General features: G+C 70.5%; 14 protein-coding genes. 8 read left to right on the forward strand and 6 right to left on the reverse strand.

The genetic code is table 11. From position 1 onward, the window contains the following. Window positions 1-148: 148 nt before the first annotated feature. Window positions 149-1,717: a polyprenol phosphomannose-dependent alpha 1,6 mannosyltransferase MptB gene (gene mptB / locus AB0H12_RS28670; RefSeq protein WP_499626963.1), complete on the reverse strand. Its 1,569-nt coding sequence runs from the start codon at window positions 1,715-1,717 to the stop codon at window positions 149-151. 109 nt (window positions 1,718-1,826) lie between these two features. On the opposite strand from mptB, the gene AB0H12_RS28675 reads away from it, so the two are divergent. The 8 genes from AB0H12_RS28675 to AB0H12_RS28710 are packed head-to-tail and all read left to right on the forward strand — an operon-like array spanning window position 1,827 to window position 8,452. Further along, window positions 1,827-2,528 (forward strand): helix-turn-helix transcriptional regulator, encoded by a 702-nt coding sequence (locus AB0H12_RS28675; RefSeq protein WP_499626933.1) that lies wholly within the window; start codon window positions 1,827-1,829, stop codon window positions 2,526-2,528. Beyond that, entirely contained in the window at window positions 2,525-3,970 is a 1,446-nt protein-coding gene (gene sufB, locus AB0H12_RS28680) for a Fe-S cluster assembly protein SufB (protein WP_498779743.1), read from the forward strand. The genes AB0H12_RS28675 and sufB overlap by 4 nt, the downstream gene beginning before the upstream one ends. Window position 3,971: 1 nt before the next feature. Next, window positions 3,972-5,147 (forward strand): Fe-S cluster assembly protein SufD, encoded by a 1,176-nt coding sequence (gene sufD / locus AB0H12_RS28685; RefSeq protein ID WP_499626935.1) that lies wholly within the window; start codon window positions 3,972-3,974, stop codon window positions 5,145-5,147. Continuing rightward, window positions 5,144-5,464: a non-heme iron oxygenase ferredoxin subunit gene (locus AB0H12_RS28690; RefSeq protein WP_499626938.1), complete on the forward strand. Its 321-nt coding sequence runs from the start codon at window positions 5,144-5,146 to the stop codon at window positions 5,462-5,464. The genes sufD and AB0H12_RS28690 overlap by 4 nt, the downstream gene beginning before the upstream one ends. Window positions 5,465-5,515: 51 nt before the next feature. Then, a complete protein-coding gene (sufC, locus tag AB0H12_RS28695) occupies window positions 5,516-6,289 on the forward strand; it encodes a Fe-S cluster assembly ATPase SufC (protein ID WP_499626940.1) in 774 nt (257 codons plus the stop codon). A 45-nt stretch (window positions 6,290-6,334) separates the two neighbouring features. Then, window positions 6,335-7,612: a cysteine desulfurase gene (locus AB0H12_RS28700; protein ID WP_499626941.1), complete on the forward strand. Its 1,278-nt coding sequence runs from the start codon at window positions 6,335-6,337 to the stop codon at window positions 7,610-7,612. Between the two features lies 1 nt (window position 7,613). Next, window positions 7,614-8,057, forward strand: coding sequence for a Fe-S cluster assembly sulfur transfer protein SufU (sufU, locus tag AB0H12_RS28705; RefSeq protein WP_499626943.1), 444 nt, complete (start codon window positions 7,614-7,616; stop codon window positions 8,055-8,057). Beyond that, entirely contained in the window at window positions 8,054-8,452 is a 399-nt protein-coding gene (locus AB0H12_RS28710; RefSeq protein WP_230569118.1) for a metal-sulfur cluster assembly factor, read from the forward strand. Before sufU ends, AB0H12_RS28710 begins: the two co-directional genes overlap by 4 nt. Before the next feature lie 386 nt (window positions 8,453-8,838). On the opposite strand, the gene AB0H12_RS28715 is transcribed toward AB0H12_RS28710, so the two are convergent. The 5 genes from AB0H12_RS28715 to AB0H12_RS28735 form a co-directional block, all read right to left on the reverse strand. Beyond that, window positions 8,839-9,252, reverse strand: coding sequence for a CBS domain-containing protein (locus tag AB0H12_RS28715; protein ID WP_499626945.1), 414 nt, complete (start codon window positions 9,250-9,252; stop codon window positions 8,839-8,841). Between the two features lie 405 nt (window positions 9,253-9,657). Beyond that, entirely contained in the window at window positions 9,658-10,773 is a 1,116-nt protein-coding gene (locus AB0H12_RS28720) for a carboxylate-amine ligase (RefSeq protein ID WP_499626946.1), read from the reverse strand. An 81-nt stretch (window positions 10,774-10,854) separates the two neighbouring features. Continuing rightward, the gene (locus AB0H12_RS28725) at window positions 10,855-12,558 is read right to left on the reverse strand and encodes an EAL domain-containing protein (RefSeq protein ID WP_499626948.1); all 1,704 of its coding nucleotides are present in this window, start codon (window positions 12,556-12,558) and stop codon (window positions 10,855-10,857) included. 41 nt (window positions 12,559-12,599) lie between these two features. Beyond that, window positions 12,600-13,673: a lycopene cyclase family protein gene (locus AB0H12_RS28730; RefSeq protein WP_499626949.1), complete on the reverse strand. Its 1,074-nt coding sequence runs from the start codon at window positions 13,671-13,673 to the stop codon at window positions 12,600-12,602. Further along, a complete protein-coding gene (locus tag AB0H12_RS28735) occupies window positions 13,673-14,641 on the reverse strand; it encodes an MASE1 domain-containing protein (protein WP_499626951.1) in 969 nt (322 codons plus the stop codon). Before AB0H12_RS28735 ends, AB0H12_RS28730 begins: the two co-directional genes overlap by 1 nt. Between the last annotated feature and the right edge of the window lie 324 nt (window positions 14,642-14,965).

A 14,965-nucleotide genomic window follows, 5' to 3' on the forward strand; every position in this document is an offset into this window, starting at 1 on the left:
GGTCCCGAGTGTCGAACGTTCAGGACCCCCGAATTCACCGCTCGCGTCGGCGCGTCCGAGCACGAATGTGGAACTCGGGGGTCCTGAACGTTCGACACGCCGGGCCTGGAGGTTCGACACGCTGGGCCTGGAAGTTCGACACGCGGGGTTAGGCGTAGCCCGGGAGGGGGTCGCGTTTGATCAGGGGCATGACCTGTTTGCGGGCGACGAACAGGCACACGGCGAACGCGATCAGAGCGCCCGTCACGGCCTGCGGCACGATGTAGGCACGGCCGTCGAACGCCGAGCCCGTCGGCGGCAGGATCACCGCGATCACGGCGCTGGCGGTGGTGGCGAAGACCCGGAACCGACGCGCCAGCACGGCCGTGGCCAGCGGCAACGCGGCCCACAGCACGTACCACGGCTGCAGCACGGGCCCGAGCACGAGCACGGCGCCCAGCCCGGCCCCCAGGCCGTTGACGGCCTTGATCCGACCCCGGAACGCCTTCCACAGCAGCGTCGCCACGATCACCACCGACACGGCCTGCGTCACGATCCGCATCAGCACGATCACCGACTCGGTGTGGTTGCCCAGCCCGAGCGTCAGCCCGAGCCCCCCGCCCATGAACCCCATGGCGGTCGGCGGCGACATCCAGCTCTTCACCGTGCCGGCCACGTTCAGCGTCTCCACCCACCCGAACCCGAGTCCGGTGCCGACGCACGTCCCCACCATCACCACACCCGAGATGACCAGCAACAACAACGCCGACCGCACCAGGTCGGAGAACCTCCCGCCCCACCGCCGCGCGATCAGCACGCCCAGGAAGCCGAGCGCCAGCGCGGCCGGGATCTTCACCGCCGCGCCCAACGTGATCATGGTCGCGCCCAGCACTGTCCACAGCAGCTCTTCGCGCGTCATCGGCGCGCCCGGGACCAGGGGCATCTTCCGCAGCGCCAACTCCAGCCCCACCAGCATCAGGCCGATCGCCAGTCCCTCGTTGTGCACGCCCACGACCAGGTGGAACAGCACCAGCGGGTTCGCCGCGCCCAACCACAGCGCGCTCACCGGGGGCACGCCGAAGCGCCGGGCCAGCCGCGGCAGCGCCCACACGATCATCGCCAGCCCCAGCAGCCCCAGCAGCCGGTGCAGGAAGATGCCGGGCAGCACGCTGTCGCCGGTCACCATCGAGATGACCCGCCCGGCGGCCAGGAACAGCGGCCCGTACGGCGCGGGCGTCTCGCGCCAGATGTTCGGCACGTTCTTCGTCAGGTCGTGCTCGACGCCCAGCGCCGTGGCCGGGCCGAGCTCGTACGGGTCCTGCCCGTTGGCCGCGATCTGCGACTGCGCCAGGTAGCTGTAGACGTCACGGCTGAACATGGGCAGCACGAACACCAGCGGCGTGATCCACATCAGCAACGTGCGGTCGAGCTGGCTGCGCGACACCAGCCGGGGACGGCCCGGCCGGGCGAACCGGCCCAGCCACAGCCACGCCGACACGATGAGGAAGATGCCCGTCCACGCGACGGCCATCGACGCGCTGGGCATCCGCGGGAACAGCCCGAGCAGCGGCGTGCCCGGCAGCGGGCTGAAGATCGGCGCGGCGCCCGACCCGAGCGAACCGACGGCCAGCAGCAACGCGCCCACCGTGCCCCACCGGCGGATCACGTCGAGCTGTCGCCGTTCGGGCGCGTCGAGGGGCGCTGCCTCGCCGATCTCGCTCCGGTTCGCCATCACCATTCCGCCCGCCGCCACGTCCGAAGGGTAGCGACCGGCTCGGCGCGTGACTCGGGTCACCCGAGGAGGGCCGATCTTTGCGGCCGCCCGCGAAATACGCAACACTGGTGTTGTGAAAAACGCCGGGACCGATTCGACCGCTGTGCCGTCCGGGCACGACGGCCGGACCCGGCACGCCGTCGCACGGCTCCTCCTGGAGCAGGGCCCGGTGACCGCGGCCTCGGTCGCGGAGCAGCTGGGCCTGAGCCCCACGGCGGTGCGCCGGCACATCGACGCGCTGGTGGCCGACGGCGAGGCGGCCAGCAGGGAGGCCCCGCAACGGGGCCGGCGCGGCCGGGGTCGCCCGGCCAAGCTCTTCCTGCTGACCGAGCAGGGGCGGGCCCGCTTCGGGCACGCCTACGACGACCTCGCCGCCGCCGCGCTGCGGTTCCTCGCCGAACAGGGCGGGGAGGAGGCGGTACGAACCTTCGCCGAACGACGGGTGTCCGCATTCGTCGACCGGCACCGCGCGGCCATCGTGGCCCAGCCCGACGCCGCGGAGCGGGCCAAGGCCCTCGCCGTGGCGCTGACCAGGGAGGGCTACGCTGCCTCGGCGCGCCACGTGGGGGCGGGCGAGCAGCTCTGCCAGCACCTGTGCCCGGTGGCGCACGTCGCGGCGGAGTTCCCGCAGTTGTGCGAGACCGAGACGGCGGCGTTCGCCGACCTGCTCGGCACGCACGTCCAGCGCCTGGCCACCATCGCCCGCGGCGATGCCGTGTGCACGACGCACATCCCGAACACACCCCGGATCCCAGATGGAGGGGAGCCCGCATGACTGCCGCTGCCGAGCAGCGCACCACCACAGCCCCGCTCACCCAGGAAGAAACCCTGGCGAGCATCGGCAACTACGAGTTCGGCTGGTCCGACTCGGACGTGGCAGGCGCGAGCGCTCGCCGGGGCCTGAACGAGGACGTCGTTCGGGACATCTCGGCGAAGAAGAACGAGCCCGAGTGGATGCTGGAGTTCCGGCTCAAGGCGCTGCGGTTGTTCGACCGCAAGCCCATGCCGACCTGGGGCTCCGACCTGTCGGGCATCGACTTCGACAACATCAAGTACTTCGTCCGGTCGACCGAGAAGCAGGCGGCGACCTGGGACGACCTGCCCGACGAGATCAAGAACACCTACGACCGCCTCGGCATCCCGGAGGCGGAGAAGCAGCGCCTGGTCTCCGGCGTCGCGGCCCAGTACGAGTCCGAGGTCGTCTACCACAAGATCCGCGAGGACCTCGAGGAGCAGGGTGTCGTCTTCCTCGACACCGACACCGCCCTCAAGGAGCACCCGGAGCTGTTCAAGGAGTACTTCGGCTCCGTCATCCCGTCGGGTGACAACAAGTTCTCCGCGCTGAACTCCGCGGTGTGGTCGGGCGGCTCGTTCATCTACGTGCCCAAGGGCGTCCACGTCGACATCCCGCTCCAGGCCTACTTCCGGATCAACACCGAGAACATGGGCCAGTTCGAGCGCACGCTGATCATCGTCGACGAGGGCGCGTACGTGCACTACGTCGAGGGCTGCACCGCGCCGATCTACTCGTCGGACTCGCTGCACTCCGCCGTCGTGGAGATCATCGTCAAGAAGGGTGGTCGCTGCCGCTACACGACCATCCAGAACTGGTCGAACAACGTCTACAACCTGGTCACGAAGCGCGCCAAGGCCGAAGAGGGCGCGACCATGGAGTGGATCGACGGCAACATCGGCTCCAAGGTCACCATGAAGTACCCGGCCGTGTTCCTCATGGGCGAGCACGCCAAGGGCGAGGTCCTCTCGATCGCGTTCGCGGGCGAGGGCCAGCACCAGGACGCCGGCGCGAAGATGGTCCACATGGCGCCGCACACGTCGTCCACGATCGTGTCGAAGTCGGTGGCGCGCGGCGGTGGCCGCACCTCCTACCGCGGCCTGGTCCAGGTCAACAAGCGGGCGCACCACTCGAAGTCCACGGTCAAGTGCGACGCGCTGCTGGTGGACAACATCAGCCGCTCGGACACCTACCCGTACGTCGACGTCCGCGAGGACGACGTGTCGATGGGCCACGAGGCCACGGTCTCGAAGGTCTCCGAGGACCAGCTGTTCTACCTGATGTCCCGCGGTCTCAACGAGGACGAGGCCATGGCGATGATCGTGCGCGGGTTCGTCGAGCCCATCGCGCGCGAGCTGCCCATGGAGTACGCCCTCGAGCTGAACCGCCTGATCGAGCTGCAGATGGAAGGGGCCGTCGGCTGACATGGCCGTCACCACCGAAGACCAGCAACACGGCCTGACGGCCCACTCGCACGGTGCGGGTGCCCCGATCTCCTCGCGCGCGGACCACTTCACGTCGTTCGACGTGAACGCGTTCGAGGTGCCCGGCGGTCGCGAGGAGATCTGGCGCTTCACCCCCATGAAGCGCCTGGCGAACCTGCACAACGGCGCCGAGGCCACCGGCACGGCGAACGTCGAGGTCAGCGCGCCCGAGGGCGTCACGGTCGAGACCGTGGCGCGCGACGACGAGCGGCTCGGCGTCGCCGGCACCCCCGGTGACCGCGTCGCCGCCCAGGCCTGGTCGTCGTTCACCGAGGCCACCGTCGTCACCCTGCCCGGTGACGCGAAGTCCGAGCCGACCACCATCACGGTGACCGGCGCGGGCGAGGGCCAGGTCGCGTACGGCCACCTGCACGTGCACGCCAAGCAGTTCGCCGAGGCCGTCGTGGTCATCGACCACCGCGGCTCCGGCGCGTACGCCGACAACATCGAGTTCGTGGTCGGCGACGGCGCGCACCTCACCGTGGTCGCCATCCAGGACTGGGCCGACGACGCGGTGCACGTGTCGTCGCACCACGCCAAGCTGGGCCGCGACGCCTCGTTCAAGCACACCGTCATCACCCTCGGCGGCAACGTCGTCCGGCTCACGCCGGTGGTCACCTACACCGGCCGCGGCGGCGACGCCGAGCTGCTCGGCCTGTACTTCGCCGACGCGGGCCAGCACCTGGAGCACCGCACCTTCATCGACCACTCGGCGTCCAACTGCCGCAGCAACGTGGTCTACAAGGGCGCGTTGCAGGGCGAGGACGCGCACACGGTGTGGATCGGCGACGTGCTGATCCGCGCCGCGGCGGAGGGCACCGAGACCTTCGAGCTCAACCGGAACCTGGTGCTCACCGACGGCGCGCGCGCCGACTCGGTGCCCAACCTGGAGATCGAGACCGGCGAGATCGAGGGCGCGGGCCACGCCAGCGCCACCGGCCGGTTCGACGACGAGCAGCTGTTCTACCTGCAGGCCCGCGGCATCCCGGAGGACCAGGCACGACGGCTGGTCGTGCGCGGGTTCTTCCACGAGATCCTGCTCAAGATCGCCGTTCCCGAGGTGCGCGAGCGCCTGGAAGCCGCGATCGAGGCGGAGCTCGAAGCGGTGGGCGTGTGATCAGGGTGTGTTCGCTGACCGACCTCGACGACGGCAAGCCTGCCGCGTTCGAGGTCGGCGACGAGCACACCCCGGTCCTGCTCGTCCGCGACGGCGGGACCGTGCACGCGCTGCGCGACCTGTGCTCGCACGCCGAAGTGGCGCTCAGCGAGGGCGAGGTGACGCGCAAGGGCGTGGAGTGCTGGCTGCACGGGTCGTGCTTCGACCTGCGCACCGGCCGCCCGTCCTCGCCGCCCGCCACCGAGCCGGTCGACGTGTTCGCCGTCGAGCTGCGCGGGGACGACGTCTACGTGGACGTCGCCGCAGCGGTGAACTGACCTTGGCTACGAACTGACTTTCGCTCGCAACACCAGGAGAACGAAGCACCAATGGCCACTCTGGAGATCAAGGACCTGCACGTCTCGGTCAACACCGACGACGGCGCCAAGGAGATCCTCAAGGGCGTCGACCTGACCATCAAGGCAGGCGAGACCCACGCGATCATGGGCCCCAACGGCTCGGGCAAGTCCACCCTGTCCTACGCCATCGCCGGGCACCCCAAGTACGAGATCACCTCCGGCAGCGTGCTGCTGGACGGCGAGGACGTGCTGGAGATGACGGTGGACGAGCGCGCCCGCGCGGGCCTGTTCCTCGCCATGCAGTACCCGGTCGAGGTGCCCGGCGTCTCGATGTCGAACTTCCTGCGCACCGCCGCCACCGCTGTGCGCGGCGAGGCGCCGAAGCTGCGCCACTGGGTCAAGGAGGTCAAGGAGGCGATGTCCGAGCTGGACATCGACCCGACCTTCGCGGAGCGCTCGGTCAACGAGGGCTTCTCCGGCGGCGAGAAGAAGCGCCACGAGATCCTGCAGCTCGGGCTGCTCCAGCCGAAGATCGCGATCCTCGACGAGACCGACTCCGGCCTGGACGTCGACGCGCTGCGCGTCGTGTCCGAGGGCGTGAACCGGTACAAGCGCTCCGGTGAGGTCGGCGTCATGCTGATCACCCACTACACCCGGATCCTCAAGTACATCTCGCCCGACTTCGTGCACGTCTTCGCCGGTGGCCGCATCGCCGAGTCCGGCGGTCCGGAGCTGGCCGACAAGCTCGAGGCCGAGGGTTACGTGAAGTACATCGGGAAGCCGGAAGCAGCGGGCATCGCCTGACGTTGCACCGTTCGTGAACACGTACCGAGAGGAGGCGTCGGAGCAGTGACCACCACCGTCACCCCGCTGGACGTCGCTACCGTCCGAGCGGACTTCCCGATCCTGGGACGCACCGTGCGGGAGGGCAAGCGGCTGGTCTACCTGGACTCCGGCGCCACCTCGCAACGCCCGAGGCAGGTCCTCGACGCCGAGCGCGCCTTCCTGGAGACCGCCAACGCCGCGGTGCACCGCGGGGCGCACCAGCTGGCCGAAGAGGCCACCGACGCCTACGAGGGCGCGCGGCAGAAGATCGCCGACTTCGTGGGCGTCCAGTACGGCGAGATCGTGTTCACCAAGAACGCGACCGAGGGCGTGAACCTCGTCGCGTACGCGATGGGCAACGCGGCCACCGCCGGTCCCGAGGCCGAGCGGTTCCGCATCGGTCCCGGCGACGAGATCGTCGTGACCGAGATGGAGCACCACGCGAACCTCGTGCCGTGGCAGCAGCTGGCCGCGCGCACGGGCGCCACGCTGCGCTGGTTCGGCGTGACCGACGAGGGCAGGCTCGACCTGTCCGAGATCGACTCGTTGGTCAACTCGAAGACGAAGGTCGTCGCGTTCACCCACCAGTCCAACGTGCTGGGCACCGTCAACCCGGTGCGCGTGCTCGCGGACGCGGCGCGTGCGGTGGGCGCCCTGACCGTGTTGGACGCGTGTCAGTCGGTGCCGCACGGCCCGGTGGACTTCAAGGCGCTGGGCGTGGACTTCGCGGTGTTCAGCGGCCACAAGATGCTCGGCCCGTCCGGCATCGGGGTCCTGTACGGGCGCCGTGAGCTGCTGGAGGCCCTGCCGCCGTTCCTCACCGGCGGGTCCATGATCGAGATGGTGCACATGGCGCAGTCGACGTTCGCGCCGCCGCCCGCGCGGTTCGAGGCGGGCGTGCCCATGACGTCGCAGGCCGTGGCGCTCGGCGCCGCGGTGGACTACCTCAACGCCGTCGGCATGGACCGGATCGCCGCGCACGAGCACCAGCTCACCGAGCTGGCGCTGCGCGGCCTGGCCGAGGTGCCCGGTGTGCGGATCGTGGGGCCGACGGACGTGGTGGACCGCGGCGGCGCGGTGTCCTTCGTCATCGACGGCATCCACGCGCACGACGCCGGCCAGGTGCTCGACAGCCTGGGCGTCGCGGTGCGCGTCGGCCACCACTGCGCGTGGCCCCTGCACCGGCGGATGGACGCCGCCGCCACCGTGCGGGCCAGCTTCTACCTGTACAACACGCCGGACGAGGTGACCGCCCTGGTCGACGCCGTCCGCGAGGCGCAGAAGTTCTTCGGGGTGGTCTGAGATGCAGCTGCAGCAGATGTACCAGGAGATCATCCTGGACCACTACAAGAACCCGCACGGGCGCGGTTTGCGCGACCCGTACGACGCCGAGTCGCACCAGATCAACCCCACGTGCGGCGACGAGGTGACGTTGCGGGTGTCGCTGGACGGCGACACCGTGCGCGACGTGTCGTACGACGGGCAGGGCTGTTCCATCAGCCAGGCGTCCACCTCGGTGCTGACCGACCTGGTGGTCGGCAAGCCGTTGAGCGCGGCGTTCGAGAAGATGGACGCGTTCGTCGAGCTCATGCAGGGCCGCGGCCAGGTGGAGCCCGACGAGGACGTCCTGGAGGACGGCATCGCGTTCGCGGGAGTGGCGAAGTACCCGGCGCGCGTGAAGTGCGCGCTGCTGGGCTGGATGGCTTTCAAGGACGCGGTGGCGCGCAGCGAGGGAGCAAAGGCATGACCGCCGAAGAAGACGTGGTGCGCGGCATCGAGGGCATGCCCGAGCCGCCCGCGCCGAAGGCAGACGTGGCCGCGGTGGACGACGTCGAGGAGGCCATGCGCGACGTCGTCGACCCGGAGTTGGGGATCAACGTCGTGGACCTGGGCCTGGTCTACGACATCCGCGTCGACGAGGAGAACGTGGCGCTCATCGACATGACGCTGACGTCCGCGGCGTGCCCGTTGACGGACGTCATCGAGGACCAGACGCGGTCGGCGCTGGTGGGTGGCGGTGGCGGGGCGAGCGGGATCGTCAACGACTTCCGCATCAACTGGGTGTGGATGCCGCCGTGGGGTCCGGAGAAGATCACGGATGACGGGCGCGAACAGCTGCGCGCCCTCGGGTTCACGGTCTGACGGGTTCACTGCTCGACGGGTTCACCGTTTGGCCCGCGCGCTGCTTGATGCTTCGCAGGGGTCCCCGGCAAGGGGACCCCTGCTCTTAGTTTACCGGTGTGGTCTGACAATTCCGGGGTCTCGCCGGGGGTTCACAAAGATCACAAGAGTCCTCGCCGGACGGGCGGACCAGCAGGACGACCCCGCTTGGAGGTCAAGCGCCGGGTCCGTTGTCGGTCCGGGTTTCGTGTCATCCCACCGACCTCCCTACGGGCTACCGCACTCATCAAGGCGGCGGTCATCAGTGGACACCGACAGGTAGAGGTGCACGGCCTCCTTGACACGCGCGGTAGGGCGGAGCCAGGTCGGCGGGATGACACGAAGCCCTTCTGCTGAGGGAATTTTGCTCAGCGGGCGTAGACGCGTTCCACGAACTCCGCGATCTGCGACTCGTCCAGGTGCCGGGCCAGGTCCGCTTCCGACACCATGCCGACCAGCCGGTGCGCCTCGATCACCGGGAGCCGGCGGATCTGGTTGTCCTCCATCGTCCGCAGCACGTGCGACAGGTCGTCGTCCGCCTCGACCCAGTGCAGGTGACCGGACATGTCACCGGCCCTCATGGACGCGGGGTCGCGGCCCTCGGCCACGCAGCGCAGCACGATGTCGCGATCGGTGATGATGCCGTGCAGCCTGTCGTCCTTGCCGCAGATCGGCAACGAGCCGACATCCAGGTCACGCATCATCCGCGCCGCGTCGAGCAGGCTCTGGTCCTCCTTGACGCACTGGACACCGGCGTTCATGATCTCCCGTGCGGTGGTCATGCCGAACCTCCTTGTTCGCGTACCACCAAGCATGCGCCGGTCGGGCGCGACCAGCACCTCGACAGCTACGGGTTGAGCCAGTCGCGGTCCGGGCGGGCGAGTAGCGGGCGTTCTTGAGGGCGGCGGCCAGCGGCAGCACGGTTTCGCCGTGGTACTCGTCGCCGACCCTTCGGACGACCAGGGCGAGGTGCCGTCGATCCCCACCAGGCCGAAGCGCTTCGTGATGTCCCACCACTTCACGACGGCCGCCGACAAGCCCTCGGGGGCGGTCTTGTCCCCGCCTTTCCGGGTGGGCATGAGCGCGCGCGTGGGACGGGGGACGGCGTGCTCGGACATCGTGCCGGGCCTCCTCGCGACGGAGTGCCCGGTATGCCGACGCACCGTCACCGTGACGCTGGGGCGTTCTCACACCGTCTGCGCGGCCAGCATGTCGACCACGTCCGCGAGCGAACCGCGTTGCCGGAACGCCCGACGCTGCCGCACCGCACCCGTGCCGTCCAACAGCAACCGGTCGATGCCGTCGACCACCAGGTCCTCGTCCCCGGCGCCGCGCAGAGCCGGCCGCGTCCAGTCCACCAGCCCCCGCACCATGTCCACCGCCGGCACCAGCCGACCGCTCAGCGGCTCGATCCCCGCGCCGTCCAACCCGTCCCGGGCCGACCGCCACAACGCCGTCCGCAACGCCAGGTCCGGCACGCGCTGAGCGGGCACGCCGGCCAACGCCATCACGGCGATCGCCCGCACCAGGGCCGCCAGCACCACGGCCTCGTCCACGGTCGCCGCCACGTCGCACACCCGCAGCTCCACCGTCGGGTGCCGGTGCGACAGCCGCACGTCCCAGTAGACCATCGCCGGGTCCAACGCCGCCCCGCCCGACCGCAGCACCCGCGTGCTCCGGTGGTAGTCCTCCGCCGACTCGAACCACGGCGGCGCGCCCGCCGACGGCCACGGGCTCCACGACAGGTAGCGCCAGCTCGCGTAGCCCGTGTCGCGCCCGTCCCCGAACGGCGAGTTCGCGCTGATCGCCAACAGCGTCGGCAGCCACGGCCGCAGGTGGTTGCTGATCAGCACCCCGGTGTCCTCGTCCGGTATCCCGATGTGCACGTGGCACCCGCAGATGGTCAGCCCGTCGACCAACGACCCGTACTCGGCGGCGATGGTGCGATACCGGTCGGACTCGGTCAACGGCGGCGGGCGCAAGCCGCCGAGCACCGGGGTGCCGGTCGCCACGATGCGCGCGCCCCGGGCCTCCGCCAGCGCGGCGAGCGCCAGGCGTGCCGCGAGGAGCTGCTCGCGCACCTCGGCCATGCTCCGGCACACCCCGGTGGCGCTCTCCACCTGGTAGAGCGTCATCTCGGTCTGCAGGTCGAGCCCGGGACGGGCGTCGCGCAACACCTCGCCCGCCAACGGCACCAACGCCCCGGTGCTCGCGTCGACCAGCAGGAACTCCTCCTCGACCCCCACCGACAGCGGCAGGTCCGAGACGACTCGCGGAAGCGGTAGGGCGGTGACCTCGGTCACGGGACCTCCCAAACGCTGGGTAGTCCGCCTGATGCTATGAGTAACCGAACGTGCCGCACATGCGGCTTTGCGGTGAACTTCCTAACTTACCGCGAGATGCGGCCCACCACGCAGCACGTCGACGTGGTCGCTGCCCGGCCGCCCCAACACCCAACTGGTGCCCCGCAACGACTTCGCGTGCTCCTTCAACGGCGCCAGCAACCGGGAGACCTCCCGGTACGACCCCACCGACCCGGCCGCGCAGATCAACGTCGCCAACGACAACGTCACCCCGCGCCCCTCGGTCTCGAACGGCACGTCCAGCACACCCGCCGAGAACGGCACGATCTCGTCCAACCCGGCCACCACCAGGAAGTCGTCCCCGCCGACGTGCCCTACCTGCGCGCCCGGGTACGACGTCGCGCCGTCGGTGAGCGCACGCCCTATCGCCCGGATCAGGTCGTCACCCGCCGCGAACCCCGCCGAGTCGTTCACCCGCTTGAACGCGTCCACGTCCAGCCACCCGACCGCGAACAGCTCGCCGCTGAAGATGCGCCGGTCCACCTCGCGCGCGATCGAGTCGCTGCCCGGCAGCCGCGTCAACGGGCTCAACGCCGCCGCCTGCTCCACCTTCATCTCGGCGACACCGCGCACCACGTCCGCGACCCGCACCACCCCGAGGCACCGGTCGTCGTCATCCACGACCACCAGGTCGTCGTTGGTGCGCTCACGGTTCGCGTGCGCCACCACGTCCAGCAGCTCCAGCGCGCTCGAGTCCGCCCCGATCAGCTTCGGCCGGTCCGCCAGCCGCGCCGCCTCCCGCTTGGCGTGCAGGGCGTGCCCGAACGGACCCGTCACCGCCAGCAGGAACCGGTTGCGGTCCACCGTCCACCGCGGCCTGCCCTCGTCGTCCACGAGCACCACGCCGCTGACCGTCGGCTGGTTCGCGAGCACGTCGCGCACCTCCTCGGACGTCGCCGAGTCGGGCAGCGTGGTCGCCGGGTGCAGGAAGTCGGTGACCTTCGGCCCGGCCTTGCGCCGCAACGGCGCGGTCATCGTGCTCGTGACCGCCTCCGGGTCGTTGACCTCGCTCAGCACCGCCGCGATCGTCGCGTCCACCTTCGGCCGCCGCTGCGGGCTCGCCAGCAGGTTGCCCTGCGCGAGCCGCACCCCGAGCCTGCGCAGCGCGGCCAGCTGCGCCTCGGTCTCCACGCCCTCCGCGACGACCAGCGACCCGATGTGCTCGCACAGGTGCTGCAACGCCTGGGCCAGCGCGTACCGGGAGGGGTCGGTGGGCAGCGCCACCACCACCTCGCGGTCGAGCTTGATCACGTCGGGCCGCACCTCGGTCAGCAGCGACAACGGCGAGTCGCCCTCGCCCACGCCGTCCAGACCGATCCGGAACCCGTCCTCGCGCAGCCGCTCGATGCCCTTGACCAGCAGCCGGCGCGGCGCGCGCGAGTACGGCGTGCCGACCTCGACCACCAGGTCGGCGGGCGTGCGCCCGACCTCGCGCAGCACGCTGTAGAGCGGGGCCATGAGCTCGGGCTTGTCCGCGATCGTCAACGCGAGCAGGTTGACGTGCAGCGGCACGCCGAGGCCGTGGTCGGCCGCGTGCCGGACCGCGCGGCACGCGAGCGCCACGTCGGTGTTGGCCAGGTACCCGGCGCGGAAGGCCATCCGCAGCAGGTCCTGCACGGTGCCGTCGTGCGGTCGGGCCAGCGCTTCTACCGCCACGACCCCTCCGGTGTGGAGGTTGAACAACGGCTGGAAGGCGAAGCGAACGTCATCCAGCAAGGCGGGCACGGCCCCGATCGTGCCCGGTCGATCTTCTTTTGCCGAGACCGTTAACCAGGTGTTCTCGCACTTTTGGCCGATTGCACAGGAAATACCAACCGGGCGCGCATACCCCACGACACCGAGTCGAACAGCCGGAGCATCGCGCGGGCGGTCCCGCGCAGGTCATCGTGCCCGCCGAGGTAGTCGCGTTGAAGACTGCCGGACAATTTGAAGAAGGTGTTGAAGAATTCCGGGACGTCGTCGGGCGGCAGCGCCAGCAACGCCTCCAGACCTCTCAGTCGCAACCCGCGCACTGTGCGTTCCGCCGCCGAACGCGTGACGGTCCGTCCGTCCGCGATCGCGTCCGCCACCACCGGCGCGCGCCGCAACGCCGCCGCCACGCTGTACCCCGTCGCCGGGTGGACCCACCCCGCCGCCGCGCCGAACGCGCCGTCCTTCGGCCGCCCGTCCAACGTGATGCGCACCCGTTCCTCGTCCTGCGGCGCCGGGATGCCGTGCCGGGCCAGGCGCGCGTGCAGCCGCAGCCGCAGCTCGCGCAACGGCAGGCCCGGCCGACGGGCCAACGACGTCTCCTCCAGCAACACCTCGTCCGCCGACACCGGGATCGCGTAGAGGAACGTCGGATCAGCCGTCGTGGCCGCGGGAGGCTTGCGCCAGTCCATGATCAGCGCCTCGTCGGCACCCACGAACGGCCTCGCCGACCTCGCGGGCACCACCACGCCGACCGCCGTCTGGGCCGCCCGACCACCCGCCGTGCCGCTCGCGTCGACCACCCGTCCGGTCAGCACCCGCCCGTCGGCCAACGTCGCCGTCCCGCCGGTGTGCGCGACCACGCGACCGGCGACCACCCGGACGTCCTCCGGGAGCCGCCGCAACCGCTCGTTGTCCAGCACCGCGTAACCCCGCGCGATCACGTGCTCCGCCGTCGTCACCGCACGGGCCATCGACGTGCTGACCGCCACCGGCGCGTCGGCGGGCAACTCGTCCACCCACGCCGCGTAGGTCGCCCGCCACGGCCGCTCCGGGTTCGGGTCGACCAGCGTCGTGTCGAGACCCCTCGCCGCGCACGCCCGCGCCAACGCCCGTCCCGCCGGCCCGCCACCGACGACCACCACGTCCACTAGCGCTTCTCCCGCGGCTTGGGCGGCAGCAGGTCGCCCAGGTCCAGCGGCTGGTACTGCGCCACCACGTCCGACAGCTGCGCCACCGTCCGCTCGATCGCTTCCCGCGCCGCGTTGCGCTCCGCGATCACCGCCGACAGCAGCAGCGCCGTCAACACCGCCGTCCCGTTGAACGCCTGGAGCGTCACCATGCGCACCACCAGGTCCAGATCCGCGAACGGACCCGTGCCGCGGGCCGCGCCCCGTGCCGCCAGGGTCGTCGCGATCAGGGCGCACGGGGCCGTGCCCAGGTGCTGGAAGCGCAGCGCCGCCCAGATCAGGAACGGGAACACCAGGTACATCAGCCGCAAGTCGTGCGTGAACGCCACGGCCATCACCACCGCGGTGCTCGCCAGCAACGCCGCGGCCTCCAGCCACCGGCGCACGGGGTGGTTGCGCAGGCGCAGCGAGCGGAACGCCAGGACGATCGGCACGAGCACCAGCACGCCCAGCGCGTCACCGGTCCACCACACCGTCCAGGTCGACCAGAACAGCGCGGTGTCGATCGCACCCGTCACCAGCAACGTGCCCGCGCCGATCGTCGCGCTGACCGCCATGCCCGTGAGCCCGCCCAACAGCACGAGGGCGAGCGCGTCACGGGTGCGGTCCATCTCCTGCCGGAAGCCCGCTCTCCTGAGCAGGAGGTACGCGACCACGGGGCCGACGGTGTTGCCCGCGGTGATGAGCACGGTCGCGCCGAGGTCGATGAGGGACGAGTTCGCCGCGAACGCGCCCAGCGCGATACCCGGCCACATCTTGAGCCCGCCGAGCAGCAGCGCGAGGACGGCGACACCGGTCGGCGGCCACAACGGCGTCACCTGGTCGTTGACCAACGCTTGGAGAAGGCCGACCTCGGCGCCCACGTAGTAGCAAGCCGCGACCACGAGGACGTGGAGCGCGTACCGGACGGGTCGAGGCGAGAGCTGCACGGGCACAGCATCCACCGTTCCCGGTGGGGGCACCACGCCTAGCTGCGGAGATGCGGCAACCGACCCCCCGATTTGTCTCCGCGTGGGGCGGGGTGTAACTTTCTCTCTGCCAGCGCGGAACGGGCCGGAGAGAGACCGGAACGGAGTGCTGCGAGCACAAGCCCCCAGGACCGAATCAGCAGCACAGCGTGCTGCCTCGGCTCCGGGTGGTAGCACAAATTGAATGCTGAGCGAGTTTGTCGCGGAGCCGAGAAGCCGAAACCGGCCGATTTGACACCGCGAAAACGAACGAGCTAAGGTTCAACCACAGCAAGCGAAACACCG

It is taken from the genome of Actinosynnema sp. NPDC023794 (assembly GCF_040639675.1).
In the GTDB taxonomy this organism is placed as follows: Bacteria; Actinomycetota; Actinomycetes; order Mycobacteriales; family Pseudonocardiaceae; genus Actinosynnema; species Actinosynnema luteola.